Source organism: Streptomyces sp. HUAS 15-9, assembly GCF_025642155.1.
Classification (GTDB): Bacteria; Actinomycetota; Actinomycetes; order Streptomycetales; family Streptomycetaceae; genus Streptomyces.
In genome coordinates, this window is sequence record NZ_CP106798.1 from 3,834,040 (window position 1) to 3,857,333 (window position 23,294).

Here is a 23,294-nt window from a genome sequence, read left to right on the forward strand (position 1 = left end):
CGACCAGCCCCTACCCGCCCGCACCCCGGAACGGCGTTTACGCCCCCGCCCGGAACCGCGTTGTCCGATGCACAGGATCCGTGTCGATCTTCGGAATGACGTGCTCACCGATCAACCGAATCGTCTGCAGCGTCTCCTCCTTCGGCACCCCCACCGGCAGCCCGAAGCTCAACTGATCCGCCCCGGCCTGCTCCCACCGCTTGCACTGCCGCAGCACCTCGTCCGGGTCGCCGCAGATCAGCAGTTCCTCCTCGACCAGCAGCTCCACGAACTCCGGCGTGTACTCGGGAAGGGTCTCCGGCCACACCGGAAAGCCCTCGGGCCGCGGGAAAGTGTCGTGGTACCGGAACACCAGCGAGGGCAGATAGTGCAGCCCCCCGGACGCGGCGATCCGGATCGCCTCGTCGTGCGTCGGCGCGCAGATCGCCGTGGTCGTCACCATCACGTTGTCGTTCACGAAGTCCCCGACGGGCTCCGCGTTCACGATCGCCGTCTTGTACTGCTCCAGCACCCACTCCATGTCGGAGACCTTCTGGATGCTGAAGCCGAGGACGCCGAGCCCCTTGCGCGCGGCCATGGCATACGACGGCGGCGACCCGGCCGCGTACCACATCGCCGGATGCGACTTGCCGTACGGCTTGGGCAGGACCTTCCTGGGCGGCAGCTGCCAGTGCTTGCCCTGGAAGCCGGCGTACTCGTCCTGGAGCCACATCTTGGGGAACTCGGCGATGGTCTCTTCCCAGATCTCCTTGGTGTAGTTCATGTCGGTCACGCCCGGCAGGAAGCCGAGGATCTCGTGGCTGCCGGCCCCCCGCCCGCTGCCGAACTCGAAGCGGTTGCCGGAGAGGTGGTCGAGCATGGCGACCTTCTCGGCCACCTTCACCGGGTGGTTGACCTGGGCGAGCGGGTTGAAGATCCCCGAGCCGAGGTGGATGCGCTCAGTGGCGTGGGCCAGGTAGCCGAGGAAGACGTCGTTGGCGGACAGGTGCGAGTACTCGTCCAGGAAGTGGTGTTCGGACGCCCAGGCGTACTTGAAGCCGGACTTGTCCGCCTGGATGACGTACTCGGTCTCCTCCATCAGTGCCTTGTGCTCGGCCAGCGGGTCGGTCTCGGCGCGCTTGCCCACGTATCCCTGTACAAAGAGCCCGAATTCCAAGGCGGTTCACCGTCCCTGTTGTTCTTCGCCTGTTTCTGGCGCTTACCTGTTTCTGACGCTTCGTCAGATTCAACTAGCGCCTGACTGTGGCACCACGGGGTTGCACCGTCAATAGCTGACGATTAGTCAGATCACGCGGTCAGATCACGCTCACGCCGGCCAGCCAGCCGCCGTCGATCACGAACGGCTGCCCGGTGATGTACGAGGAGTCGTCCGAGGTGAGGAAGAGGGCCAGCCGGGCCACCTCCTCCGGTCTGCCGATCCGGCCGAGCGGCACGAGCTTGCGGTACAGCTCGTCCAGGGCCCGGGTCATCTCCTCGGGATCGGCATCCGGGTCGAGCCGGGCCGGGTTGGACATCGCGGTGTCGATGGCGCCCGGACAGATGGCGTTGACCCGGATCCGGCGGCCGGCCAGCTCCAGGGCGGCGACCCGGGTGAGGCCCAGGACGGCGTGCTTGGTCGCCGCGTACGTGCCCACGGCCGCCATCCCGGTGAGCGCGGTGTACGAGGCGGTGTTGACGATCGTGCCCCCGTCGGCCATCTCCGGCGCCACGGTCTTCATACCCAGGAAGCAGCCGACCTGGTTGACCTGTATGACCTGCATGAATTCCTCGAGGGGCGTGTCCACGAGGGAGTTGAAGCGCAGGATGCCGGCGTTGTTGACGAGCCCGTCGACCCGGCCGTACGCCTTCTTGGCGGCCGCGAGGGCGCCCTGCCAGTCGGCCTCCTGGCCCACGTCGAGGTGGACGTACGGCGCCCCGAGTTCCTTGGCGAGCTCCTCGCCCCGGTCGTCCAGCACATCGGTCAGGACGACCCGCGCGCCCTCCCCGGCGAACAGGCGCGCCTCCTGCTCGCCCTGCCCGCGCGCCGCTCCGGTGACGATCACGACGCGTCCGTCCAGTTTGCCCATGTCCACTCCTCAGCCTGGGTCGAGCCCGGGGGCGACCTCGGCCCCGAAGGCGGTCATCTGGTCAGTGAGCTCCGCGCGGCTGCGGCAGCGGAAGCGCACCTGGATCTGGTGCACACCCATGGCCCGGTAGGCACGCAGCGACTCGGCGAGGGCATCGGGGGGGCCGGAGAGGGTACGGCGGCCGACGTCCCAGGTGGGCGTGCCGACGTACAGGGGCTCGGTGATGGCTCCGACGGTCAGTGGCGCCTCGATACCCGCCTCGCCCCTCAGCCGCTTGAGCTCGGCGATCTGGGCGGGCAGCCGGTCCCGCGGATCCCCCTGCGGCAGCCAGCCGTCACCCTTGAGGGCGGCCCGGCGTACGGCGGCGGGCGAGGACCCGCCGACCCAGAGGGGGACCCGGGCCTGGGCGGGCCGGGGAAGCTGGCCGAGCCCTTCGAAGTCGTACAGCTTCCCGTGGTGCTCGGGGAATTCGTCCGGCCCCAGCGCGGCCCTCAGCGCGTCGATCGTCTCGTCGAGCACGGCCCCGCGCTGCCGGAAGTCCACCCCGAGCGCCGTGAACTCCTCCTCCACGTGCCCGGCGCCGACCCCGAGGAGCAGGCGGCCGCTCGCGAGGTGGTCGAGGGTGGCGTACTGCTTGGCGGTGAGGAGCGGATGCCGCAGGCCCACGATGGCGACATGGCTGAGCAGCCGTACCCGCTCGGTGACGGCGGCGAGGTGGGCAAGGGTGGCGACGGGGTCGTACCAGACCGTGCTCATGGCCGCGGCCAGCCGACGCGGGATGGCGACGTGGTCGCAGCAGGCGATGTAGTCGAACCCGGCCCGGTCGGCGGTCCGCGCGATCGCCACCAGGTCGGCCGGGCCCGCGGCGGCCTCCCAGCCCTCGGCGTAGATCGTGCTCTGTGACTGGACGGGGAGCTGGATGCCGTAGGCGAGGCTCACACGGACCCCTTCCACAGTCCGTCCCGCGTGAGTCCCAGCAGCTCGATGGCGTTCCCGCGGACGATCCGTTCGACGACGTCCGCCGGGAGGTGGCCCATCTGGGCCTCGCCGACCTCCCTGGACTTCGGCCAGGTGGAGTCGGAGTGGGGGTAGTCGGTCTCGTACAGCACATTGCCGACGCCGATGGAGTCGAGGTTGCGCAGCCCGAAGGCGTCGTCGAAGAAACAGCCGTAGACATGCTCGGCGAACAGCTCGGAGGGCGGCCGGGTGACCTTGTCGGCGACCCCGCCCCAGCCCCGGTTCTCCTCCCACACCACGTCGGCGCGCTCCAGGATGTACGGGATCCAGCCGATCTGCCCCTCCGCGTACATGACCTTGAGGTTCGGGAAGCGCTCGAACTTCCCGCTCATCAGCCAGTCGACCATCGAGAAGCAGCAGTTGGCGAAGGTGATGGTGGAGCCGACGGCGGGCGGGGCGTCGGCGGAGGTGGAGGGCATACGGCTGCTGGAGCCGATGTGCATGGCGACGACCGTGCCGGTCTCGTCGCAGGCCGCGAGAAAGGGGTCCCAGTCGTCGGTGTGGACGGAGGGGAGCCCGAGGTGCGGGGGTATCTCGGAGAAGGCGACGGCACGCACGCCGCGGGCGGCGTTGCGGCGGATCTCGGCGGCGGCCAGGTCGGCGTCCCACAGGGGTATGAGGCCGAGCGGTATGAGCCGCCCGCGCGCCTCGGGCCCGCACCACTCCTCCACCATCCAGTCGTTGTAGGCACGCACGCACAGCAGGGCGAGCTCGCGGTCCTTGGCCTCGGTGAAGGTCTGGCCGCAGAAGCGCGGGAAGGTCGGGAAACAGAGGGCGGACTGGACGTGGTTGACGTCCATGTCGGCGAGCCGCTGCGGAACGTCGTACGACCCGGCCCGCATCTGCTCGTACGTGATCACCTCCAGCTTGATCTCGTCCCTGCTGTAGCCGACGGCGGTGTCGAGGCGGGTGAGGGGCCGGTGCAGGTCTTCATAGACCCACCAGTCGCCGATGGGCCCGTCGTCCCCCTGCTTCCCCATCACGGGCTTGAACCGCCCGCCGAGGAAGGACATGTCCTTGAGCGGGGCGCGGACGATACGCGGCCCGGTGTCCCGGTACCTGGCCGGCAGCCGGTCCTGCCAGACGTGCGCGGGCTCAACGGTGTGGTCGTCGACGGAGATGATCTCCGGCAGTTCTGTCCGGGTGTCCATGCCGCTCACGGTAGCGCCGATCTGACGGTCCGTCAGCTATTGTGCGGGCGTCCGTGATGGTGAGGTCTGTGCGGAACTGTGCGTAGAGCTTGTGAGGGGCTTGTGCACTCCCGTGAGCCGGGCTGTGATCGGCGTCTCGCACGGCTGACGCATCCGCCGTGAACAAGGCAAACTGACGGAGTGGTTCGGGATGTCTAGGGGGACGGGCATGGACGGTGTACCGCGGGTACCGGAGCAGCGGCGCCCCGGCTCCTTGGAGGAGCCGGCCGCGCTGCGCTTCAGCGTGCTCGGACCGGTGCGCGCCTGGCGCGGCGAGGCGCCGCTCAACACCGGCTCCCCCCAGCAGCGGGCGCTGCTCGCAGCCCTGTTGCTGCGCGAGGGCAGGACGGCGACCGCGGCCGAGCTGATCGACGCCCTGTGGGGCACCGAGCCGCCCTCGCAGGCACTGGCGGCGGTACGGACGTACGCCTCGCGGCTGCGGAAGGTACTGGACCCCGGGGTCCTGGTCAGCGAGTCCGGCGGCTACGCGGTCCGCGACCTGGGCGAGGGCGCGCTGGACCTGGCGGCGGCTCAGGACCTGGCGGCGGACGCGGAGAAGGCGCGCAGCGCGGGGGACCTGTGCCATGCGCGGGACGCACTGAACCGTGCCCTGGCCCTGTGGGACGGCGAGCCGCTGGCCGGCGTCCCCGGTCCCTACGCGGACGCCCAACGCGTCCGCCTGGAGGAATGGCGACTCCAACTCCTGGAGTCCCGCCTGGACATGGACCTGGAGCAGGGCTGCCACGCGGAGGCGGTCTCGGAGCTGACGGCGCTGACGGCCGCGCACCCGCTCCGTGAGCGCCTGCGCGAGCTGCTGATGCTGGCGCTGTACCGCAGCGGCCGCCAGGCGGAGGCACTGGCGGTCTACGCGGACACCCGGCGCCTCCTGTCGGAGGAACTGGGCGTCGACCCGCGCCCCGGCCTGAAGGAACTCCAGCAGCGGATCCTCCAGGCGGACCCGGCACTGGCGGAACCCTCCGCTCCGGTGGCCGAGCCCACGGCGGTCCCGGTGCGGCCCGCCCAACTCCCCGCGACCGTCCCCGACTTCACGGGCCGCTCCTCCTTCGTCTCCGAGCTGAGCGAGGTGCTGGCGTCGGCCGAGGGCCGGGTGATGGCCGTGTCGGCGCTGGCCGGGATCGGAGGCGTGGGCAAGACGACGCTCGCGGTGCACGTGGCGCACCAGGCGCGGGCGGCGTTCCCGGACGGACAGCTGTACGTGGACCTGCAGGGCGCGGGCCCGCGGGCGGCGGAGCCGGAGACGGTCCTCGGCTCCTTCCTGCGCGCCCTGGGCACACCGGACTCGTCCATCCCCGACTCACTGGAGGAGCGGGCGGCGCTGTACCGCTCGGTACTGGACGGCCGCCGGGTCCTGGTCCTTCTCGACAACGCGAAGGACGCGGCACAGGTACGGCCACTGCTGCCCGGCACGGAGGGCTGCGCGGCACTGGTGACCTCCCGGGTCCGGATGGTGGACCTGGCAGGCGCTCACCTCGTGGACCTGGACGTGATGTCCCCGGACGAGGCGCTGTCCCTCTTCACAAAAATCGTCGGCGAGGAAAGGGTGAGGTCCGAGCGCGAGGCCGCCCTGGACGTGGTCGCGGCATGCGGCTTCCTGCCGCTGGCGATCCGCATCGCGGCCTCCCGCCTGGCGGCCCGCCGCACCTGGACGGTCTCAGTCCTGGCGGCAAAGCTCGCGGACGAACGGCGCCGACTGGACGAACTCCAGGCGGGCGACCTGGCGGTCAAGGCGACGTTCGAGCTGGGCTACGGCCAGCTGGAGCCGGCCCAGGCCCGCGCATTCCGCCTACTGGGCCTGGCGGACGGCCCGGACATGTCGCTGGCGGCGGCCGCGGCGGTACTGGACCTGCCGGTGGAGGAGACGGAGGACTTGCTGGAGTCCCTGGTGGACACGTCCTTGCTGGAGTCGGCGGCTCCTGGCCGCTACCGCTTCCACGACCTGGTACGGCTCTACGCGCGTGCGTGCGCGGAACGGGACGAACAGCCGCCGGGCGAGCGCGAGGCCGCGATGTCACGGCTGCTGGACTTCTATCTGGCGACTGCGGCCGAGGTGTACGCGATCGAGCGGCCCGGGGACCGGTTGGTGGATCACCTTGAGGCCACCGAGTACCCAGGGTTGACGTTCCAGGACCGCCACCGGGCACAGGACTGGCTCTACGGGGAGGCGATTTCGCTGCTGTCCTGCGTCCGCCAGTCGACGGCGCCCAGTCTGCTGAAGCGCGCCGTGGATCTGCTCTGGGCGGCCGTCGACCTGACGGAATCGGGCGCCAACTCCAGGGAGTACGAGGCGACAGCCGCCGCCATGCGGGACGCCGCGCGCGCCGCGGCGGACGTACGGACGGAGGCCCGCGCACTCGTCACCCTGGCCAACGGCCACCACCTGATCGGCCGTTTCGGACTCGCGAACGAGCAAGCCAGCGAGGCGGTCCGGCTCGCGGACGCCGCGCGCGACCCGCTGCCGGGCTGCTGGGCATCCAACATGCTGGGCATCATCGCGCTTTACCACAACAGGCTCGAAGACGGCGAGGCACATCTCACCCGCGCGATCGACAGCTTCCGCGCCTGTGGGGACCGCCCCGGCGAGGCCAGCGCGCTGTGCAACCTCTCCCGCATCCACCTGGCGATGGGACGGACCACGAGCGCGGTTTCCCTGGCGCAGCAGGGGACCGACATGTACGACGCCATGGGACACGCGTTGAAGGGCGCCAACGGCCGGTACGCGCTGGGCCTCGCGCTCACTCGGGGCGGGCAGTACGACCATGCCGCCGAGCGCCTTCAGGAGGCTCTGGAGGTGTTCCGGGACAGCAGGATGCGCCTGTGGGAAGGGATGTCTCTGTTCCGGCTCGCGGAACTCGACCTGGCGGCCGGGCGGCCCGCGCATGGCGCCACCAACGCCGAGTCGGCCCTCACCCTGCTGCGCGGGATCGGCGGTGAATGGCGGCGCGGAAACGTGCTCACCGTACTCGGCCGCGCCCTGAGCGAGATCGGGCAGTCCGGCCGTGGGCAGGTCTGCTGGCGGGAGGCTCTCGCGATCTTCGAAGGGCTTGAGGCCGCCGAGGCCGAGGAGGTACGGGCCCTGCTCGAGGCGAGCGCGGTCGCCTGAGACAGCGAGCACCGGCCCGCGGTCCGATGGGGCGGCTCAGGAGCGCAACGCCTCGCCCGGGGCGTTCATCGTTCGTTTATCGCATTCCGCCACCCTTGTCGTATCGATCCGTCGCATCGGGGGGTGGACGGTTCGGCCAGTGGCCGCGGCTTAAGGTGTAGCGGCCCGGAAACGTCCGCCCGGCGGCCCTTCGGGGGAGTCGCCGGGCGGGCCTTCCTGTCCACAGTGTCAAGAACATTCAGGGGAGCGAACGATGAGCGACGAGACGAAGACCACCGAGGCCGACGCGGCAACCACCGAGGACGCCGAGATCACCACGCTGAACAGCCACGCCACCATCGCGCCGCTCAACCTGACGACCCCGGCCGCGCCCGACGAGGACGCCACCGCCAAGCCGGACAACTCGCACGCCACGGGCGAGACGGCCTGAGCAGACCACACCCGGACGGGATCGGCCGCGGCGGCGCGGAGGGGGGCCGCCGCGGCCGAGGTGTGTCATGGGGCAGGCCCAGGCCATTCCCTGACGGGTGGTTCACCCGCTGTCACGTGATACAGGGCTGAGCCGACGCTCCGCCTCTGCCAGTTCGCACCACACCGTCTTGCCCGCGCTCCCCCGCTCCACCCCCCACCGCAACGCCACCGCGTCGAGCAGCAGAAGCCCCCGTCCCGCCTCCGCGTCATCCCTGGCGCGCCGAGGCACCGGGATGACACCCGCGTCCGGGTCCGTGACCTCGACGCGAATGCGGTCACCGTCCATCCGGGCCACCCGTACGCGGACGAGGGTGCCCTCCCCCACATGCCGGATGACATTGGCGACGAGCTCGGTGACGCAGAGCTGGACGTCGGCACAGGGGGCACCGAGATACCGGCGTACGGTACGGCGCACGCCCGGCACCGCCTCGGATACGGCGAGGAGATCCAGGTCGAGAGGCGGCGGACCCGGCACCCGGTCGTCCCCCCGCGACAACGCCGCGGTGAGCTTGCGCGCGGTCGCGGTGTTGCAACTGCCGAGCGCGACCAGGCCCCCGGAAGCCTGAGGCGCCGCCGCAAAACTCGGCCAGTCGACTCGGAGCGAGGGCAGCGTGATGCCATGACCGGCAAGGGCGCCACGCAGTCCCTGCACGCAGAGGGTCGTGTCGTAGACGCCGGAACCAGGGGAGGACGGCTGTGGGGGCACGATCGCGTACACCTTCCAGAGCGTTCTGTGACGGAACAGTCACACCATGGCGTCGAGCCGCGTAGCGTTGAAGCCGTTTCGACTGCGCAAACGCATCTGGCAAACGGCGGTGATGAGTTGTGCCCCCACGCAAGGACCCCGACGCCTCGGCGAACGTCCCCTCCTTCTACGGCGCCGAGTTGCGCTACCAGCGAGAGCTGGCCGGCCTCACGCTCGAACAACTGGCGGAGGGTAGCTTCCGAGGCGTCCCGTTCCTGAGCCAGATCGAACGGGGCGAGCGGCGCATGCCCCTGGATCTGGCCCGTCACGTCGACAAGGCGCTGGGGACGGACGGCTTTTTCGAGAGGCGTTGTGAAGACGCCCGCAGGGCACGGCAGTCGGGGCATGCGGAGTACTTCGCGGATGTGGCGGAGATGGAGCAGCATGCGGAGACGGTGGAGGACTGGGCTCCGATGCTCGTGCCTGGCCTGCTGCAAACCCAGGCCTACGCCAAGGCTGTCGTTCGCACATCACTCCCATGGTTGCCGCCCGAGACGGTCGACAAGCAGGTCCAGGCCCGGTTGAAGCGCGCGGAGATCTGGAAACACGAAGAACAGCCGTCATTCTGGGCGGTATTGCATGAGTCCCTCGTGCGCAAGCCACTCCTGCCGCCGACCGAGATGGCCGCACAACTGGAACACATCGCTCACGTGATCCGCTCCACGCAGGGCGTTCTCCAGATCCTCCCGGAAACGGCGCACGCCCACCCGTTCATGATGGGCATGATGAGGGTCATGACCTTCCCGGATGCCCCGCCGGTGGCCTACACCGAGGGCCTCCACAATGGCCAACTCATCGACTATCCGGCGCTCGTGAAGGACTACCGACGGTCGTACGATCTGCTCAGGGCCGCGGCACTCCCGCCAGAGGCGTCCCTGGCCATGGTCGAACGAGCGGCAGAGGACTACCGAGATGGCAAGCACCGGGATTGATCTGAGCACCGTCCAGTGGCGCAAGAGCAGCTACAGCAACGGAAGCGGCGGCGAGTGCGTCGAAGTCTCGGACACTCACCCCGGCGTGGTGATCCCCGTCCGTGACTCGAAGAGGGCGCAGGAGGGCCCCGTACTGCACTTCCCCCCGTCCGCCTGGACCACGTTCGTCACCTTCCTGAAGCACTGACCCTTCCCAGGCAGAGCAATCGGCCAGTTCAGGACACCCCCACTCTCTCAAACCTGGCCATTCCGCCCCCGCAAGTGTCCCAAACCACCCAATCCCCGCACCCGACCAGGGGACGGCGGGGTTATCCACAGGCACCACACTCACCGGCACGAATCTGCGATCTTGGCAGGGTGGAGCGGATCGGATTACGGGAGTTGGCGGAGGACGGTGTCCTCCTCACCTCGCGTGCCCTCGCGGCCGGCTGGCATCCGCGTCGGCTCAGCCGGGCCCTCCGAGCCGAGGGGTGGACCCAGCTCCAGAACGGCACCTGGATCGAGCCGGGGCGCTCCCCGGACCTGATCACCCGGCTCCGGGCTGCACAGTTAGTCAGGCCACGGCTCGTCGTGAGCCACAGGTCGGCGGCCGCCCTCTGGCGGATCGAGACCCTCGCCCCGGCTGCCGAGGGACCGCTCGAGTGCACCGATCCGTCTCTCACCCTCCGCCGGGGAGGGGCGGGCGTGCGCGTGCACCGCATCCCCATCGCCGCGACCGAGGTGGTCGAACGGCAGGGCCTACGGGTCACCGTTCCCGGCCGTACCCTCATCGACCTGCTCCGGGACGGGCCCAGGGACGACGCGATCGTCGCCGTGGACTCCGCTCTCGCCTACCGCACAGTCGGACGTGTCCGCCGCGCCCCGTTCATGAGGCTCGACTCGATCACCGCCGCGCTCGAAGTCCCTTCACGCGGTACGGTCAGGGCCCTCGAGTGGCTGGCGTTGTGCGACCCCCGCGCGGGCTCACCGGCCGAGACCATCGCCCGTCTACGGATGTACGACGCCGGGCTCCACCCCGAGAGCCAAGCCGAGGTACACACCCCGGACGGCTGCCGCCTCTTCGTCGACTTCCTCTTCCGGGCGGCAGGCCTTGCGGTGGAGATCGAGGGGTACGCCTATCACGGCACCCGCGACTCCCACCGACGGGACATCGCCCGCTTCAACCAACTCCACCAGTGCCCGGGGATCAGAAGGCTCCTCCGCTACAGCGCCGAGGATGTCTTCCACCGCCCCGCGCACATGATCGGGGAGATCCGGAGCGTTCTGGCGACGCTGACCGCACGGGAAGAGCGGCACGCCCTTGCCGGGCTGGCTCAGCGACTTGCGGCCGGTGGTGGGTAACCGGGGCGCGGAAGCCGAGTGGTGGCAAGCCGGGCGACTTACGAGTCGGTGCGAAGGCTCAAGCAGACCTCAGATATTCGACCGTCAATGCGCATTCACGCCTACTTCACTTGCGTCACAAGATCGGAAGCATGTACACATAACGAGGTCGCGCCGCCCAGCTTGTAACAAGAGCTGCGTGTGCGCGCATGCAGCTCCCTGACCAGGAGCCGCTCAATCTGTTCACGGGGATTTTCGCGACCTCTGCTCCGGTGCCGCCTGTCCAGCGCTCCGTAAGGAATGAGGCCGCGCTGACGTCTGCCTGTCTGACCAACGGCAGACGAAAAGAACTAAGGGGAAACAACATGAGACTGTCTATAGCCAGGCTGCGTCCGACTTTGACGACCGGCCGCGCACGCGGACTGCGTGCAGCCGCCGTGACGGCCACCGTGGCCGTGGCGCTGGGGGCTGCGGCTCCGCTCGCGGAGGCAGCGGAGTCACAGGACGCGAATCCGGCAGTGTCTCAGGCCGCTTCAGCAGGAGGCGTGGCGAATTCGCAAGACCTGGACTTCAGCGCAGCCGACGTGCGCGATCTCATCAAGCAGATGAAGGCCAACGGCGGTGCGAACTCGGCGGATATCGCGCAGTTCGAGGCTTACGCCAATTCTCTGGAATCCGGGGCCCACGGCAGTGCGTTCCTCGGCCAGGGAACCATCATGCGGAAGCTGATCGTGGCCGGCATCAGGCACGGCGGCGTATGGGCCAGCAAGATCCTCAAGCGCCTCTCGCCGAAGGCAGCCAAGTTCCTGGGCAAGCACTCGTCCAAGGTTGCCGACGCCATCGAGGGCGTGGAGGGGTGGGGCGAGCATGCACTGATCATCGCTCTGGTCAGGGCAGGTGTTCCAACTGACGTGGCGAAGGACCTCGCCACCGCCATTATGCTCGTTGCGTTCTAGCGCGTACAGGGCCTGGGAGATGGCCGTGCGCTATGGCCATCTCCCAGCCCGGCACCCATGGAGAATACGGAAGTGGAATCCTGCATGGAAAAGCGATCCGTACCTGCGGATGACACCGGTGACGACGAGTCGATGACCTCCGGCGAGAAGCTTCTGGCCCGAGCCGCCCTCGGTGGGGTGCTTCTGTTGGCGGTTGTACCCGTCGGCCTGATATTCCTCCTGATATTGCTCGTCACCGCTGCCATCTTCCCCAGGGCAATCGAACTCGACGGCATCGCCCCCATATTCTGGGCGCTGCTGCTCCTGGCTCCCTGCTCGGCCATCGCCATGGCAATCACGGTGCCGGTGCGACACCTGGTGCGTGGCGCATTCAACACTTCGCCCGCCGTCGGCAAGGGAGCAGAGGCTGCTTTCAGTTGGGTGACGTACCTTCTCGTCGGTCTGATGCTGTTGGCCTGGACACCGGGAGTACACGCCCACTCGATGACCCCGGCACTTGCCGTGGCCACGGCCGGCCTTGTATTCGGCTTGCTTGCCGAACGACTGGGCATCGGCAGCGGCAAGGACGTTCACAAATAGCGAGCGAAACAGCTCACTTGGAAGATCCGGGCCACCCCCATCAGCCCTACCTGAGCTTTCTCCCCTCCCTCTGACCCAAATCCTCCAAGTGATTCACCAAGCGTAAGCAGTGGGACTGGTGTGACCAGTGAGGTGCCCGTGCCCTCCAGCCCCCGGCCCACCGCCCACCTGCAAGCCGCTCAACCGGCCCGGCGTGCAGGCGAAACGCGACCGCGCCCCACCCACCGGCCGCAAGCCGCCGACCCCATCCGGCGCGCCACCACCCAGCCGATGCGCGCCCCACCGCCCACCGGCCCCAAGCCGCTAAACCCACCCGGCATACCACCACCCAGCCCCCGCGCTCCACCGCCCACCACCCGCAAGCCGCCGACCCCACCCGGCATACCACCACCCAGCCGATGCGCACCACCGCCCACCGGCCCCAAGCCGCTAAACCCACCCGGCATACCACCACCCAGCCGATGCGCGCCCCACCGCCCACCGGCCGCAAGCCGCTAAACCCACCCGGCGTGCCACCACCCAGCCGATGCGCCCCCGCTCCCCACCACCCGCAAGCCGCTAAACCCACCCGGCGTGCAGGCGAGGCGCGACCGCGCCCCCTCACCCCGGCCCCGAACCCAGCCCACCCAAGGGCCCAAGCCACCCAAGCCGGCCACTTTCCCCAGGCTGCCCGCTCGCTTCCAACCCGTGCTGGAACGCCCCTAGTCAAGGGTGGCCCGCAGGGCCATCGCCGAAGGCGACGCGGAGCGGAACGCAGTGGAGCGGAGCGCCCTTTACTCGGGGTGTGGAAGCACGACACTGGCAAAGAAGTGGGCGGCCCCACGGTCACTTCCCAAGTCACGGCCCCCGCAATTCCCCCTTGACCACCTTCCCGCTCGCGTTCCGAGGCAGCTCCGCCACGAACTCCACTGCTCTCGGGACCTTGTAGTTGGCCATCTCGCGGCGGGCCCAGGCGATCAGGTCGTCCCCGGTGAGTACGGACCCCGCCCTCCGCACCACGAACGCCTTGCCGACCTCGCCCAGGCGGGGGTCCGGGGTGCCGATCACCGCCACGTCGGCCACATCCGGGTGCAGGCCCAGGAGTTGCTCTATCTCCGCCGGGTACGCGTTGAAGCCGCCGACTATGAACATGTCCTTGATGCGGTCCGTGATGCGCAGGTTCCCCGCCTCGTCCAGGACGCCCACGTCACCCGTGCGCAGCCAGCCGTCCGGCGTCATCGTCTTCGCCGTCGCCGCCTCGTCCTCGTAGTAGCCCCGCATGACGTTGAAGCCCCGGACCAAGACCTCCCCGGGTGTGCCGGGAGGCACCGACGTGCACGTGCCCTCGGCCTCCACGACCTTCACCTCAGTTCCCGGTATCGCCCGGCCCGACGTCGACGCGATCACCGTCGGGTCGTCTCCTCGGCGGCACATGGTCACGATGCCGCTCGACTCAGACAAGCCGTACGCCGTCAGCACCGTGTCCACGCCCAGTTCGCCCCGCAGCCGCTCCACCAGCCGCAACGGCACCACCGCCGCGCCCGTCACCACCAGGCGCAGCGCCGACAGGTCATGGGCGTCCCGGGCCGGGTGGTCCAGGAGGGACTGGTGCAGGGTCGGTGGGCCGGGCAGGACCGACACCCGTTCCGCCGCTATGTTCGCCAGCACCGTGTCCACGTTGAACACCGGCTGCGGGATCATCGTCGCGCCCCGCATCAGGCACGCGATCACGCCCGCCTTGTAGCCGAAGGTGTGGAAGAAGGGGTTCACGATGAGGTAGCGGTCACCGCGGATCAGACCCGCCAGGTCGGCCCACACCTCGTACGCCCGCAGGGTCTGCGCATGCGTGATCATCGCGCCCTTCGGGCGACCCGTCGTACCCGACGTGAAGATGATGTCCGAGAGCGACGAGCCGTCCAGCCGACCCGCCCGGACCCGGACCTCCCTCCCGCCCACGCCCTCCCCCGACGCCAGGAAGTCCTTCCACGTCCGGAAGTCGGACGGCGCGTCGTCCGAGAGGACCACCACCTGTTCCAGGGCCGGCAGCCCCGGCAACGGTCCGGCAACACCAGGACCCTCCTCCGCCGCCCGCCTCAGCGAAGCCACGTACGACGTCCCCAGGAACGTTCCCGTCACGAACAGGAGCCGGGTGCCGCTGCGCCGCAGTACGTCCGCCGCCTCTGTTCCCTTGAAGCGGGTGTTGAGGGGGACCAGGACCGCGCCCGCCGACACCGCGCCGAGTGCCGAGACGATCCAGTCGAGGGAGTTGGGGGCCCAGACGGCCACCCGGTCGCCCACCTCCAGCCCACTCGCGATGCAGGCCGCCGCCGCGCGTTCCACCCGCGCGCCCAACTCCGCGTACGTGATCCTCGTACGACCGTCCACCACCGCCTCGGCGTCGGCGTGCTGCTCCGCCGCCGACCGCACCAGTCCCGGGATGCTGCCCCATTCCACGTCACCGCGCACAACCGCCCTCCCCACGCATAGCTGACTGTCCGTCAGATTAGCTGTAGCCTGACGCCCTGTCAGCAGACAGTGACCGCCCCGGAGGTGTACACAGCATGGCTGGAGGATCGGGAGGGTCTGGGGGATCGAGAGGGTCCAGAGGATCTGGAGCAGCCGGCATCAAGGACGCCACCGCCATCGTCGGCATCGGGCAGACGGCCTTCGCCAAGCGCCTCCCCGAGGACGAGCGGACCCTCGCCTGTCGTGCCGTCCTCGCCGCCCTCGACGACGCCGGGATCGACCCCGGAGAGGTCGACGCGCTCGCCTCCTTCACCATGGAGGAGACGGACGAGGTCGAGCTCGCCAAGGCCCTCGGGCTCGGGGATCTCACCTTCTTCAGCAAGGTCGGCTACGGAGGGGGCGGCTCCTGTGCCACCGTCGCGCACCTCGCCGCCGCCATCGCCGCCGGGCAGGCCACCGTCGGCGTCGCCTGGCGCTCACGCAAGCGCGGGAGCGGGCCTCGGCCGTGGACCAACACCGCCGTGCAACTGCCCACGCCCGCCCAGTGGACCCGGCCCTTCGGGCTTCTGAGGCCTGCCGACGAGATCGCCATGCTCGCCCGCCGTTACATGCACGAGTACGGCGCGACCCGGGACCATCTCTTCAACGTCGCCCTCGCCTGCCGCAACCGCGCCAACCAGAACCCCGCGGCGATCATGTACGAGCGGCCCCTGACCCGCGAGATGTACATGACCGCCCGCTGGATCAGCGAGCCGCTCTGCCTCTACGACAACTGTCTGGAGACGGACGGGGCGTTGGCATGCGTGGTCGTCTCCGCCGAGCGGGCGCGGGACTGCCGGCGGGCGCCCGTGTACGTCCACTCCGCCGCCCAGGGGCTGCCCGCCCAGCACCACGGCATGGTCAACTACTGGAACGACGACCCCCTCACCGGCCCCGCCTGGACCGCCGCCCGCCACCTGTGGAAGCACGCCGACCTCACCCCCGAGGACGTGGACGTCGCCCAGATATACGACGCGTTCACTCCGCTCATACCGCTGTCGCTGGAGGGCTACGGCTTCTGCGGGAAGGGAGAGGGCGGGGCGTTCACCGAAGGGGGCGCCCTGGAGATCGGTGGACGGTTGCCCCTCAACACGGGGGGAGGCGGGCTCTCCGAGGCGTACATCCACGGCTTCAACCTCATCAACGAAGGCGTGAAGCAACTGCGCGGGACCAGCACCGCCCAGGTCCCGGGCGCCTCCACCTGCCTGGTCACGGCAGGCGAGGGAGTTCCCACGTCCGCTCTCCTGCTGAGGAGTTGACCTCCCATGCTCTCTCCCGTCACCGATGCCGACGGCGCCCCCTTCTGGGAGTACGCCGCCCGAGGCGAGCTGCGCGTCCAGGCGTGCGCCGACTGCGGCGAGCCCCGCTTCCCGCCCCGCCCCTGCTGCCCGCACTGCCGGTCCTTCGCCTGCGAGTGGCGGCCGACGAGCGGGCGGGGGCGCATCTGGTCGTACGTCCGTCCTCATCCACCACTGCTGGCCGGCTACGCGGAGCTGGCGCCGTACAACGTCATCCTCGTCGAGCTCGACGAGCTGCCCCGGATACGGATCGTCGGGAACCTCGTCAGTGGAGCCGGCGCCTCGATCAACTCCGTTCCGGAGAGCCGGATCCGGGTCGGGGCCCGGGTGCAGGTCGTCTTCGATCCCGGCAGCGGGCTCCCCCAGTGGGTCCTGGAGCGGCCATGAGCGGCGGCACCCTCCGGGTCAGCACCGACAAGGACACCGGCGTCGCCGTCGTCACCCTCGACCGGCCCCGCAAGCTCAATGCCATCGACCTCACCATGGCCGCCGAACTCAGCGAAACATGGCGGGCGTTGCGGTTCGACGACTCCGTGCGGGCGGTCGTGCTCACCGGTGCCGGGGAGCGGGCCTTCAGTACGGGGCTGGACCGGGACGCCGTCGTGCCGCAGCCCTCGTCGCCGTACATGCAGGACGATCCGTTGATCGGCATCGGACCGAAGGCCAACGACCTGTGGAAGCCCGTCATCGCCGCCGTGAGCGGGATGGCCTGTGGGGGTGCCTTCTATCTGCTCGGGGAGTCGGACTTCGTCGTCGCCGACACCACTGCCAACTTCTTCGATCCGCATACGACCTACGGCATGGTCAGCGCGTACGAGTCCGTGCTGATAGCACAGCGCATGCCGTACGGGGACGTCGCCCGGATGGTGCTGATGGGCAACGCGGAGCGGATCGGGGCCGAGCGGGCGCATGCCGTCGGGCTCGTGTCCGAACTCACCGAGCCGGGCGGGGCATTGGCCGCCGCCGTGCGCTGCGCGACCGTCATCGCCAGGTATCCCACCGAGGCCGTGCAGGGGTCGGTGCGGGCGCTGTGGGCCGCCAAGGAGGCGGCCCGGGAACGTGGGTTCGCGCAGGCGCCGCATCTGATCGCGCTGGGGAATCTGCCGGGCGAGCGGCAGGCGGAACTGTTCACCGCCCGGCGGCCGGGCGGTTTCCGGACGCGGTGACGCGCGAGCCGGTCAGCTGACGGCCGGTGCGGCCGCTTCCAGGTCGCAGTGGTCGACGCGGGCGGCACGGGCATCGTCGTAGCCGACGTCGACCTGCGCGGTCTCCTTGCCGTTCGCGGGCACGTCGACCTCCTCCACCCGGGAGATGACCTCGGCGTTCCGGGAGTCCCTGAAGCTGATGGTGACGGCGAACGTGCCCTCGTCGGCGTTGGGGTTGGTGACCTCGACGGTCGCGTACGGCTTCTTCGGCGTCGCGCAGCTCAGCAGCTTCACCGTCGCGTCGTCCAGGGCCGGCGCGGTGGTACTGGTGCTGCCGCCGCTGCCGTAGTCGTCATCCGAGTCGTCGTCGTACGGATCCGAGTCCCGGTAGGAGCCGGAGCCGCCGCCCGAGCTGCCGTAGTCGCCGTCGTCCTTGTACGCCCCGCCGCCGGACGTGGACGACGACGTGTCGTCGTGGTCCTGGCTGGAGCTGCTGCAGCCGCCTCCGCCGCCGCTCCCGGAATGGTGGTACCCGTGTCCATGCCCGTGCCCGCGTCCCGATGTGAAACCGGTCAGCGAGAGAACCACCAACGTCGACACCGCTGTGAACCTGAGTATGCGCCCCCGTGATTGCATGCCGTCACCCTACCGACAGGGGGCCTACGTCGTACGGGCGGTGCCCGTCCCCTTCTCGGCGTCCAGGGCGTAGACACAGCGGTCCTTGCTGCACGCGTACACGACCCCGTCCTTCACGACGGGCGATCCGGTGATCTCGCCGCCGGTCGCCAGCTTCCAGCGCAGGCGGCCGTCGTCGGCCTTGAGGGTGTAGAGCAGGTGGTCGGTGGAGCCGAAGTGGATACGGCCCTCGGCGACCGCGGGGGCGCCGACGATGTCGCCGCCCGACTGGAAGCGCCACTTGGGCGTGCCCGTGACCGCGTCGAGCGTGTACAGGCCCTTGCCGCTGCCGACGTGGACATGGCCCGCGGCCACCAGGACCGGCTCGATGGAGGCGCGGGACTCGGTGGCGATGCGCCAGCGGTCGCGGCCGTCGGTGGCGTCGAGGGCGTACACGGTGCCGAGGTAGTCGGCGAGGTAGATGCCGCCGCCGGTGACCGCGGGGCCGGGGACGAAGGTGGGCGCGCAGAGGAAGACCGCGGGGGCCTCGAAGTGCCAGCGCACCATGCCGCTCGCCACCTCGATGGCCAGGACTCTGGAACCGGCCGAGACATAGAGGTAGCCGTCGGACGCCTGGGTGAGCCGGACCGGGACCCCGCCGCAGGACGCGGCGTCGCCGATCGGGTACGACCAGCGCTCCTCGCCGGTGCGGGCCTCCAGGGCGCGCAGCCGGGCGTCCTGCCAGACGTAGACCGTGCCTTCGTGGACGGCGGGTCCGGCCTCGGGGGACTCGAAGTCGGTCTGGCAGCCGGTGATCTCCCAGAGCTTCTGCCCGTTGGAGGCCTCCCATGCCTGCACGCCGCCGCCGCGGGTGCCGGTGACGACCGTGCCCCGGTCGGCGTGCAGGGAGTACACCCAGGCCTCGGTGGACAGCCGCCACAGATCGGCACCCTCGCGGGCCTCCAGGGCGAACAGGGTGGGGCCGTCGGAGGCGTGGATACGGCCGTCCGCGACCGCCATCGACCAGGCCACGTCGCGGGTCTTGAAGCGGCGCCGGCCGGTGGCCACGTCCAGGGCGTGCACCTCGAAGGAGGTGACGTAGACGAGGTCGCCGTCGACGGACGGGGTGCCCCAGACGTCGTTGGACATGCGGAAGCGCCAGGGGCGCCAGCCGGACGCCGTCTCTGGGGGTACAGCCGGGGGCGCCGGTACGGCCGGGCCTACGGCAGGGTCTGTGCCGTTGACGCCGGGGCGGGGGCGGGACCAGTTGGCGACCAGGCCGGCCTCCGGCGGGGTGCCTTGACGGCGGCGGCGCGGGCGTCGGCGACGCGCGGGCCGGGGCCGATGGGCACCTTGGCGCGTAGCCAGCTGGACGGGACCGGCGTCGGGGCCGCCGGCGGGCGCGCCGACCGGCACGGGCGGGGCCGCGATCAGCGGGTCGTGCGGCGGGGGGCGGCACCCCGGGCCCGTGTGCGGGTGCCGCGCCCCGGCCGCCGCTGCGCGGCCGGCGGGCGCGGGCTTGGCCGCCGGGCGGCCGCCGCGGCGGGACTCGATCAGGGCGACGGCCTTCTCGGGCAGCCACGCCGACGCCGTACCGCTGTCGTCGGAGCCGGAGCCGAAGAGGTGGGGGGCGAGCTGGGCCTGGAGGTCGGCGGGGTTGGGCCGGCCGGTGGCCTCCATCTGCATCAGGGACTCGATCAGCGGGCGCAGCTCGTCCGGGAGGCCCTCCAGGTCGGGGCCCTCGCGCAGCAGCATGAAGACGGTCTCGACGGGGTTGGCGCCGTGGAAGGGCGGGTGTCCGGTGGCGGCGAACACCAGCATCGAGCCGAGCGAGAAGACATCGCTCGCGCCGGTGACGCTGCGGGAGTCCTTCGCCTGCTCGGGAGACATATAGGCGGGTGTACCGACGGCCACGTTCGTCATCGTCAAACGGGTGTTCGAGACGCCGGACGCGATACCGAAGTCGATGACGCGGGGACCGTCCTCGACGACGAGCACATTGGAGGGTTTGAGGTCCCGGTGGACCAGCCCGGCGCCGTGGATGGACTGCAGGGCCTCCGCCACGCCCGCCGCCAGCCAGCGCACCGCCTGGGCCGGGAGCGGCCCGCAGTCGTTCACTATTTCCTCGAGGGAGGGCGCGGGCACGTACGCGGTGGCCAGCCAGGGCACGGCGGCGCGCGGGTCGGCGTCCACGACCGCGGCCGTGTAGAAGCCGGAGACCGCGCGGGCCGCCTCCACCTCACGTGTGAAGCGGACGCGGAACAGCTGGTCCTCGGCGAGCTCGGTCCGGACCGTCTTGATCGCCACGCGCCGGCCGGACGCCGAGCGCGCGAGATAGACGAGCCCCATACCGCCGGCACCCAGCCGTCCCAGCACCTCGAACGGCCCGATCCGCCGCGGGTCGTGCTGCGTCAGCTGATCCACCACTTGCCTGCCACCTCCCCGTACGGGCCACGTCACCCACATATGTACGCGACCCCGTGCAGCGTCTCACCACCGCACCGCCGTGGCGGCACGCACCCCGATTCTTCCTGGCCCGGACGCAGGTTGCGAACCCGGTGATAAATCGGGGTGTCTCGTGATAAGCGAGACATTTCAGCGCCGCAACAGCGCGAACGACGCCCCCTGATTGTCCGTGACGACAGTCACTGTGCCGTACGACGTCTCGAATGGCGGAGCCTGCACCCGCCCGCCGAGCCGCCGCACCGCCTCCACCGAGTCCTCCATGTCCTCCACCCCGAAGTGGACGAGGAAGTGCGGCGGCATCTCGGCCGGGAAGACGTCGGAGACGGGGGCGCGGCCGAAGTCGGCCTCGGTGTCCGAGCCGAACAGGGCGTCGTGGAAGAGGTCGGCGTAGAAGTCGTTGGCCGCCTCGGTGTCACGGGTGTACAGCTGGGCCCAGCCGAAGGTGCCCGGCGTGTGCCGCTCCCCGAAGCCGTTGTGGCTGCCCGGCTGCCACAGCCCGAAGACGGCGCCCTCGGGGTCGGTGGCGAGGGCGGCCGTGCCCAGGTCGTCGACCGGCGTCGGCGCCGTGACCACCTGGCCGCCGGCCGCGAGGATCCGCCGGCACAGCGCCCGCGCGTTCGGCGTCGCGAAGTACACCGTCCAGACGGTGGGCATACGGCCGTCCGTCTTGTGCGCGAGCGCGGCGACGGGCGAGCCGTCCTTGCGGGCCCATACGGCGGAGTCGTACTCCGTGGCGTCCTCCTCGAAGGTCCACCCGAAGAGCTCACCGTAGAACCGCTTCCCCGCCTCCACGTCGGGAAGCTGCGCGTCCAGCCAGCACGGGACGCCCTCTCCGTACACCGATGCCCTGTTTTCGGCCATGCCGCCAAAGTAGCGGCGCCGCGCGCACCCCGCAGACCAGGCACACCACTCTCCGTACCCCCATGCACCCCATTTGCAGTCGGCCGAATCGCGCTCCCATCACCCCTCGGTAAGCTGACGGCATGACAGGACAAGTGCGTACCGTCGACGGCCGCGTGGCCGGTCGACGTGGGCAGGCGACCCGGCAGAAGCTGCTCGACTGCCTCAGCGAGATGCTCAGCTCCTCCCCCTACCGGGACGTCAAGGTCATCGATGTCGCCCGGAAGGCGGGCACTTCGCCCGCGACCTTCTACCAGTACTTCCCGGACGTCGAGGGCGCCGTCCTGGAGATCGCCGAGCATATGGCCGCCGAGGGCGCCGGGTTGACCGCGCTGCTCGAAGGGCGTTCCTGGGTCGGCAAGGCAGGCTGGCAGACCGCCCAGGAACTGGTCGACGGATTCCTGGAGTTCTGGCGCAGGAACGACGCGATCCTGCGCGTCGTCGACCTCGGCGCGGCCGAAGGGGACAAGCGGTTCTACAAGATCCGCATGAAGATCCTGAATTCGGTGAACAACTCCCTTTCGGACTCCATTGCCGAACTCCAGTCCAAGGGCAGGATCGACAAGGACGTGAACCCGGCGGCGGTCGCGGGCTCGCTGGTCGCGATGCTCGCGGCGGTGGCCGCGCACCAGAAGGGCTTCCAGACCTGGGGCGTCAAACAGGCCGAACTAAAGCCGAATCTGGCGCTGTTGGTGCACCTGGGCGTGACCGGCAAGAAGCCGACGAAGTAGCCCCGCACACCAGCGGACCACATTCCACGGCCCCACGTCCTGTCTGGCGGGCGGCAGTTCACACCGGTGAGCTGCCGCCCGCGCCGCTAGGCCCTTCTAAGCGGGCAGCGGCCGGTCACGCACCACGTGCTTCATCACCAGCGTGGACGTCAGCCGCTGCACGCCCGGCAGCGTCGCCAGCCGCTCGTCGTACAGCCGCTGGAAGGCGGCGAGGTCGGCGGTGGCCACCCGCAGCAGATAGTCCGGCTCGCCGAACAGCCGCTGTGCGTCGAGCACGTACTCCACCTCGCTCACCGCCCGCTCGAACTCGGCGACCGTGTCCCGGTCCTCCTGCCGCATGGACACGAAGACCAGCGCCTCGAAGTTCAGCCCGAGGGCGGCCGGGTCCACGACCGCCCGGTACCCCTGGATGGCCCCCGACCGCTCCAGCTCACGCAGCCGCCGATGGCACGGCGAGACGCTCAGCCGCACCCGCGCGGCCAGCTCGGTCACGGTCAGCCGCCCGTCCTGCTGGAGCTCGGCAAGGATTTTCTGGTCCACGTCATCCATGAAGAAGATATTTGCGCAGAAATCGCGATCATGAGCAAACTTCGGCAACACTTTCGGGCCATTCACGCCTAATGTCCCTACCATGGATGCGGGAGCGTTGATTTCTTTCCTGGCCCTGGACCTGCTGCTGGTCTGCGTGCCGGGCGCCGACTGGGCCTATGTGATCGCGGCGGGCCTGCGCGGCCGCTCGGTGCTGAGCGCGGTGTCCGGCCTGGTCGCCGGGTACGCGCTGCACACGACACTGGCCGCGGCGGGCCTCGCCGTCCTGGTCGCGGGCTCGCCCCAGCTGCTCACGGCACTCACGGTGGCCGGCGCCGGATACCTGGTCCGGCTGGGCTGGAACGTACTGCGCAGGCCGGCGGCGCCCGAAGCGGCGACAACGAACGGGCCGGACACCCGCACCTCCCGCGTCTTCCTGCGCGGCACCACGATCAGCGGCCTCAACCCCAAGGGCCTGCTGCTCTACCTCTCCGTCCTCCCCCAGTTCCTCACCCTCAGGGGCGCCCACCTGCCCGTACCCGTTCAGACGGCCACCCTGGGCCTCCTCCACATGGCCTGCTGCGCCGTCGTGTACCTGACCGTCGGCACCCTGTCCCGCGCCCTGCTCTCCGCCCGCCCCACGGCCGCCCGCGCGGTGACCCGCACCTCGGGGGCGGCAATGCTCGGAATCGGCGCGTTCCTGCTGGTCGAGCGGCTGGCGACGCTGTGA

At 70.1% G+C, this 23,294-nt stretch carries 22 protein-coding genes; 12 read left to right on the plus strand and 10 right to left on the minus strand.

All coding sequences use genetic code 11. The features are described 5' to 3' along the window. Window positions 1-37: 37 nt before the first annotated feature. The 4 genes from N8I87_RS17540 to N8I87_RS17555 form a co-directional block, all read right to left on the minus strand. Entirely contained in the window at window positions 38-1,156 is a 1,119-nt protein-coding gene (locus tag N8I87_RS17540; RefSeq protein WP_411577242.1) for an LLM class flavin-dependent oxidoreductase, read from the minus strand. A gap of 139 nt (window positions 1,157-1,295) precedes the next feature. Beyond that, window positions 1,296-2,066 (minus strand): SDR family NAD(P)-dependent oxidoreductase, encoded by a 771-nt coding sequence (locus tag N8I87_RS17545; protein WP_263209905.1) that lies wholly within the window; start codon window positions 2,064-2,066, stop codon window positions 1,296-1,298. Between the two features lie 9 nt (window positions 2,067-2,075). Next, entirely contained in the window at window positions 2,076-3,005 is a 930-nt protein-coding gene (locus tag N8I87_RS17550; protein WP_263209907.1) for an LLM class F420-dependent oxidoreductase, read from the minus strand. Beyond that, window positions 3,002-4,234 (minus strand): amidohydrolase family protein, encoded by a 1,233-nt coding sequence (locus tag N8I87_RS17555; protein WP_263209909.1) that lies wholly within the window; start codon window positions 4,232-4,234, stop codon window positions 3,002-3,004. The genes N8I87_RS17550 and N8I87_RS17555 overlap by 4 nt, the downstream gene beginning before the upstream one ends. Window positions 4,235-4,442: 208 nt before the next feature. Here N8I87_RS17555 and afsR point away from each other — a divergent pair, with 208 nt between their 5' ends. Together afsR and N8I87_RS17565 are read left to right on the plus strand one after the other, a co-directional pair. Further along, window positions 4,443-7,394 carry an SARP-family global regulator AfsR gene (gene afsR, locus N8I87_RS17560; protein WP_263209911.1) on the plus strand — a complete coding sequence of 984 codons (2,952 nt, stop codon included), beginning with the start codon at window positions 4,443-4,445 and terminating at the stop codon, window positions 7,392-7,394. A 253-nt stretch (window positions 7,395-7,647) separates the two neighbouring features. Continuing rightward, window positions 7,648-7,824 (plus strand): hypothetical protein, encoded by a 177-nt coding sequence (locus tag N8I87_RS17565; RefSeq protein WP_263209914.1) that lies wholly within the window; start codon window positions 7,648-7,650, stop codon window positions 7,822-7,824. Between the two features lie 102 nt (window positions 7,825-7,926). Here N8I87_RS17565 and N8I87_RS44025 read toward each other — a convergent pair whose 3' ends face one another. Further along, a complete protein-coding gene (locus N8I87_RS44025) occupies window positions 7,927-8,571 on the minus strand; it encodes an ATP-binding protein (protein ID WP_317633473.1) in 645 nt (214 codons plus the stop codon). Between the two features lie 119 nt (window positions 8,572-8,690). Between N8I87_RS44025 and N8I87_RS17575 the strand changes: the two genes are divergently transcribed. From N8I87_RS17575 to N8I87_RS17595, 5 genes are all read left to right on the plus strand, one after another. Then, a complete protein-coding gene (locus tag N8I87_RS17575) occupies window positions 8,691-9,542 on the plus strand; it encodes a helix-turn-helix domain-containing protein (RefSeq protein WP_263209916.1) in 852 nt (283 codons plus the stop codon). Continuing rightward, entirely contained in the window at window positions 9,523-9,729 is a 207-nt protein-coding gene (locus N8I87_RS17580) for a DUF397 domain-containing protein (protein ID WP_263209919.1), read from the plus strand. The genes N8I87_RS17575 and N8I87_RS17580 overlap by 20 nt, the downstream gene beginning before the upstream one ends. A 170-nt stretch (window positions 9,730-9,899) precedes the next feature. Next, window positions 9,900-10,883: a hypothetical protein gene (locus N8I87_RS17585; protein ID WP_263209921.1), complete on the plus strand. Its 984-nt coding sequence runs from the start codon at window positions 9,900-9,902 to the stop codon at window positions 10,881-10,883. A 416-nt stretch (window positions 10,884-11,299) separates the two neighbouring features. Beyond that, window positions 11,300-11,818 (plus strand): YqxI family protein, encoded by a 519-nt coding sequence (locus tag N8I87_RS17590; RefSeq protein WP_263209924.1) that lies wholly within the window; start codon window positions 11,300-11,302, stop codon window positions 11,816-11,818. Between the two features lie 57 nt (window positions 11,819-11,875). Beyond that, window positions 11,876-12,397, plus strand: coding sequence for a hypothetical protein (locus N8I87_RS17595; RefSeq protein WP_263209926.1), 522 nt, complete (start codon window positions 11,876-11,878; stop codon window positions 12,395-12,397). An 837-nt stretch (window positions 12,398-13,234) separates the two neighbouring features. On the opposite strand, the gene N8I87_RS17600 is transcribed toward N8I87_RS17595, so the two are convergent. Beyond that, entirely contained in the window at window positions 13,235-14,842 is a 1,608-nt protein-coding gene (locus tag N8I87_RS17600; RefSeq protein WP_263209928.1) for a FadD3 family acyl-CoA ligase, read from the minus strand. Window positions 14,843-14,937: 95 nt separating this feature from the next. Here N8I87_RS17600 and N8I87_RS17605 point away from each other — a divergent pair, with 95 nt between their 5' ends. From N8I87_RS17605 to N8I87_RS17615, 3 genes are read left to right on the plus strand one after another with little or no spacing between them, the layout of a single operon-like run. Continuing rightward, window positions 14,938-16,140 (plus strand): lipid-transfer protein, encoded by a 1,203-nt coding sequence (locus N8I87_RS17605; RefSeq protein ID WP_263209931.1) that lies wholly within the window; start codon window positions 14,938-14,940, stop codon window positions 16,138-16,140. Between the two features lie 6 nt (window positions 16,141-16,146). Then, on the plus strand, window positions 16,147-16,566 hold the full coding sequence (locus N8I87_RS17610; RefSeq protein ID WP_263209934.1) for a Zn-ribbon domain-containing OB-fold protein: 420 nt from the start codon (window positions 16,147-16,149) through the stop codon (window positions 16,564-16,566). Beyond that, on the plus strand, window positions 16,563-17,345 hold the full coding sequence (locus N8I87_RS17615) for an enoyl-CoA hydratase/isomerase family protein (protein WP_263209937.1): 783 nt from the start codon (window positions 16,563-16,565) through the stop codon (window positions 17,343-17,345). The genes N8I87_RS17610 and N8I87_RS17615 overlap by 4 nt, the downstream gene beginning before the upstream one ends. A 12-nt stretch (window positions 17,346-17,357) precedes the next feature. Here the strand turns inward: N8I87_RS17615 and N8I87_RS17620 are convergent, their stop codons facing one another. The 3 genes from N8I87_RS17620 to kbpA all read right to left on the minus strand — a co-directional run bounded on the left by N8I87_RS17620 (window position 17,358) and on the right by kbpA (window position 21,266). Further along, window positions 17,358-17,924, minus strand: coding sequence for a hypothetical protein (locus tag N8I87_RS17620; RefSeq protein WP_317633474.1), 567 nt, complete (start codon window positions 17,922-17,924; stop codon window positions 17,358-17,360). Window positions 17,925-17,984: 60 nt separating this feature from the next. Continuing rightward, window positions 17,985-20,366 carry a protein serine/threonine kinase AfsK gene (gene afsK, locus N8I87_RS17625; protein ID WP_491743936.1) on the minus strand — a complete coding sequence of 794 codons (2,382 nt, stop codon included), beginning with the start codon at window positions 20,364-20,366 and terminating at the stop codon, window positions 17,985-17,987. A 168-nt stretch (window positions 20,367-20,534) separates the two neighbouring features. After that, window positions 20,535-21,266 (minus strand): AfsK-binding protein KbpA, encoded by a 732-nt coding sequence (kbpA, locus tag N8I87_RS17630; protein ID WP_263209942.1) that lies wholly within the window; start codon window positions 21,264-21,266, stop codon window positions 20,535-20,537. Between the two features lie 134 nt (window positions 21,267-21,400). On the opposite strand from kbpA, the gene N8I87_RS17635 reads away from it, so the two are divergent. Beyond that, complete coding sequence (locus N8I87_RS17635; protein ID WP_263216520.1) at window positions 21,401-22,036, plus strand: TetR/AcrR family transcriptional regulator; 636 nt, start codon at window positions 21,401-21,403, stop codon at window positions 22,034-22,036. 96 nt (window positions 22,037-22,132) lie between these two features. Here N8I87_RS17635 and N8I87_RS17640 read toward each other — a convergent pair whose 3' ends face one another. After that, window positions 22,133-22,585, minus strand: coding sequence for an Lrp/AsnC family transcriptional regulator (locus tag N8I87_RS17640; protein WP_263209944.1), 453 nt, complete (start codon window positions 22,583-22,585; stop codon window positions 22,133-22,135). Between the two features lie 82 nt (window positions 22,586-22,667). Between N8I87_RS17640 and N8I87_RS17645 the strand changes: the two genes are divergently transcribed. Next, entirely contained in the window at window positions 22,668-23,294 is a 627-nt protein-coding gene (locus tag N8I87_RS17645) for a LysE family translocator (protein WP_263209945.1), read from the plus strand.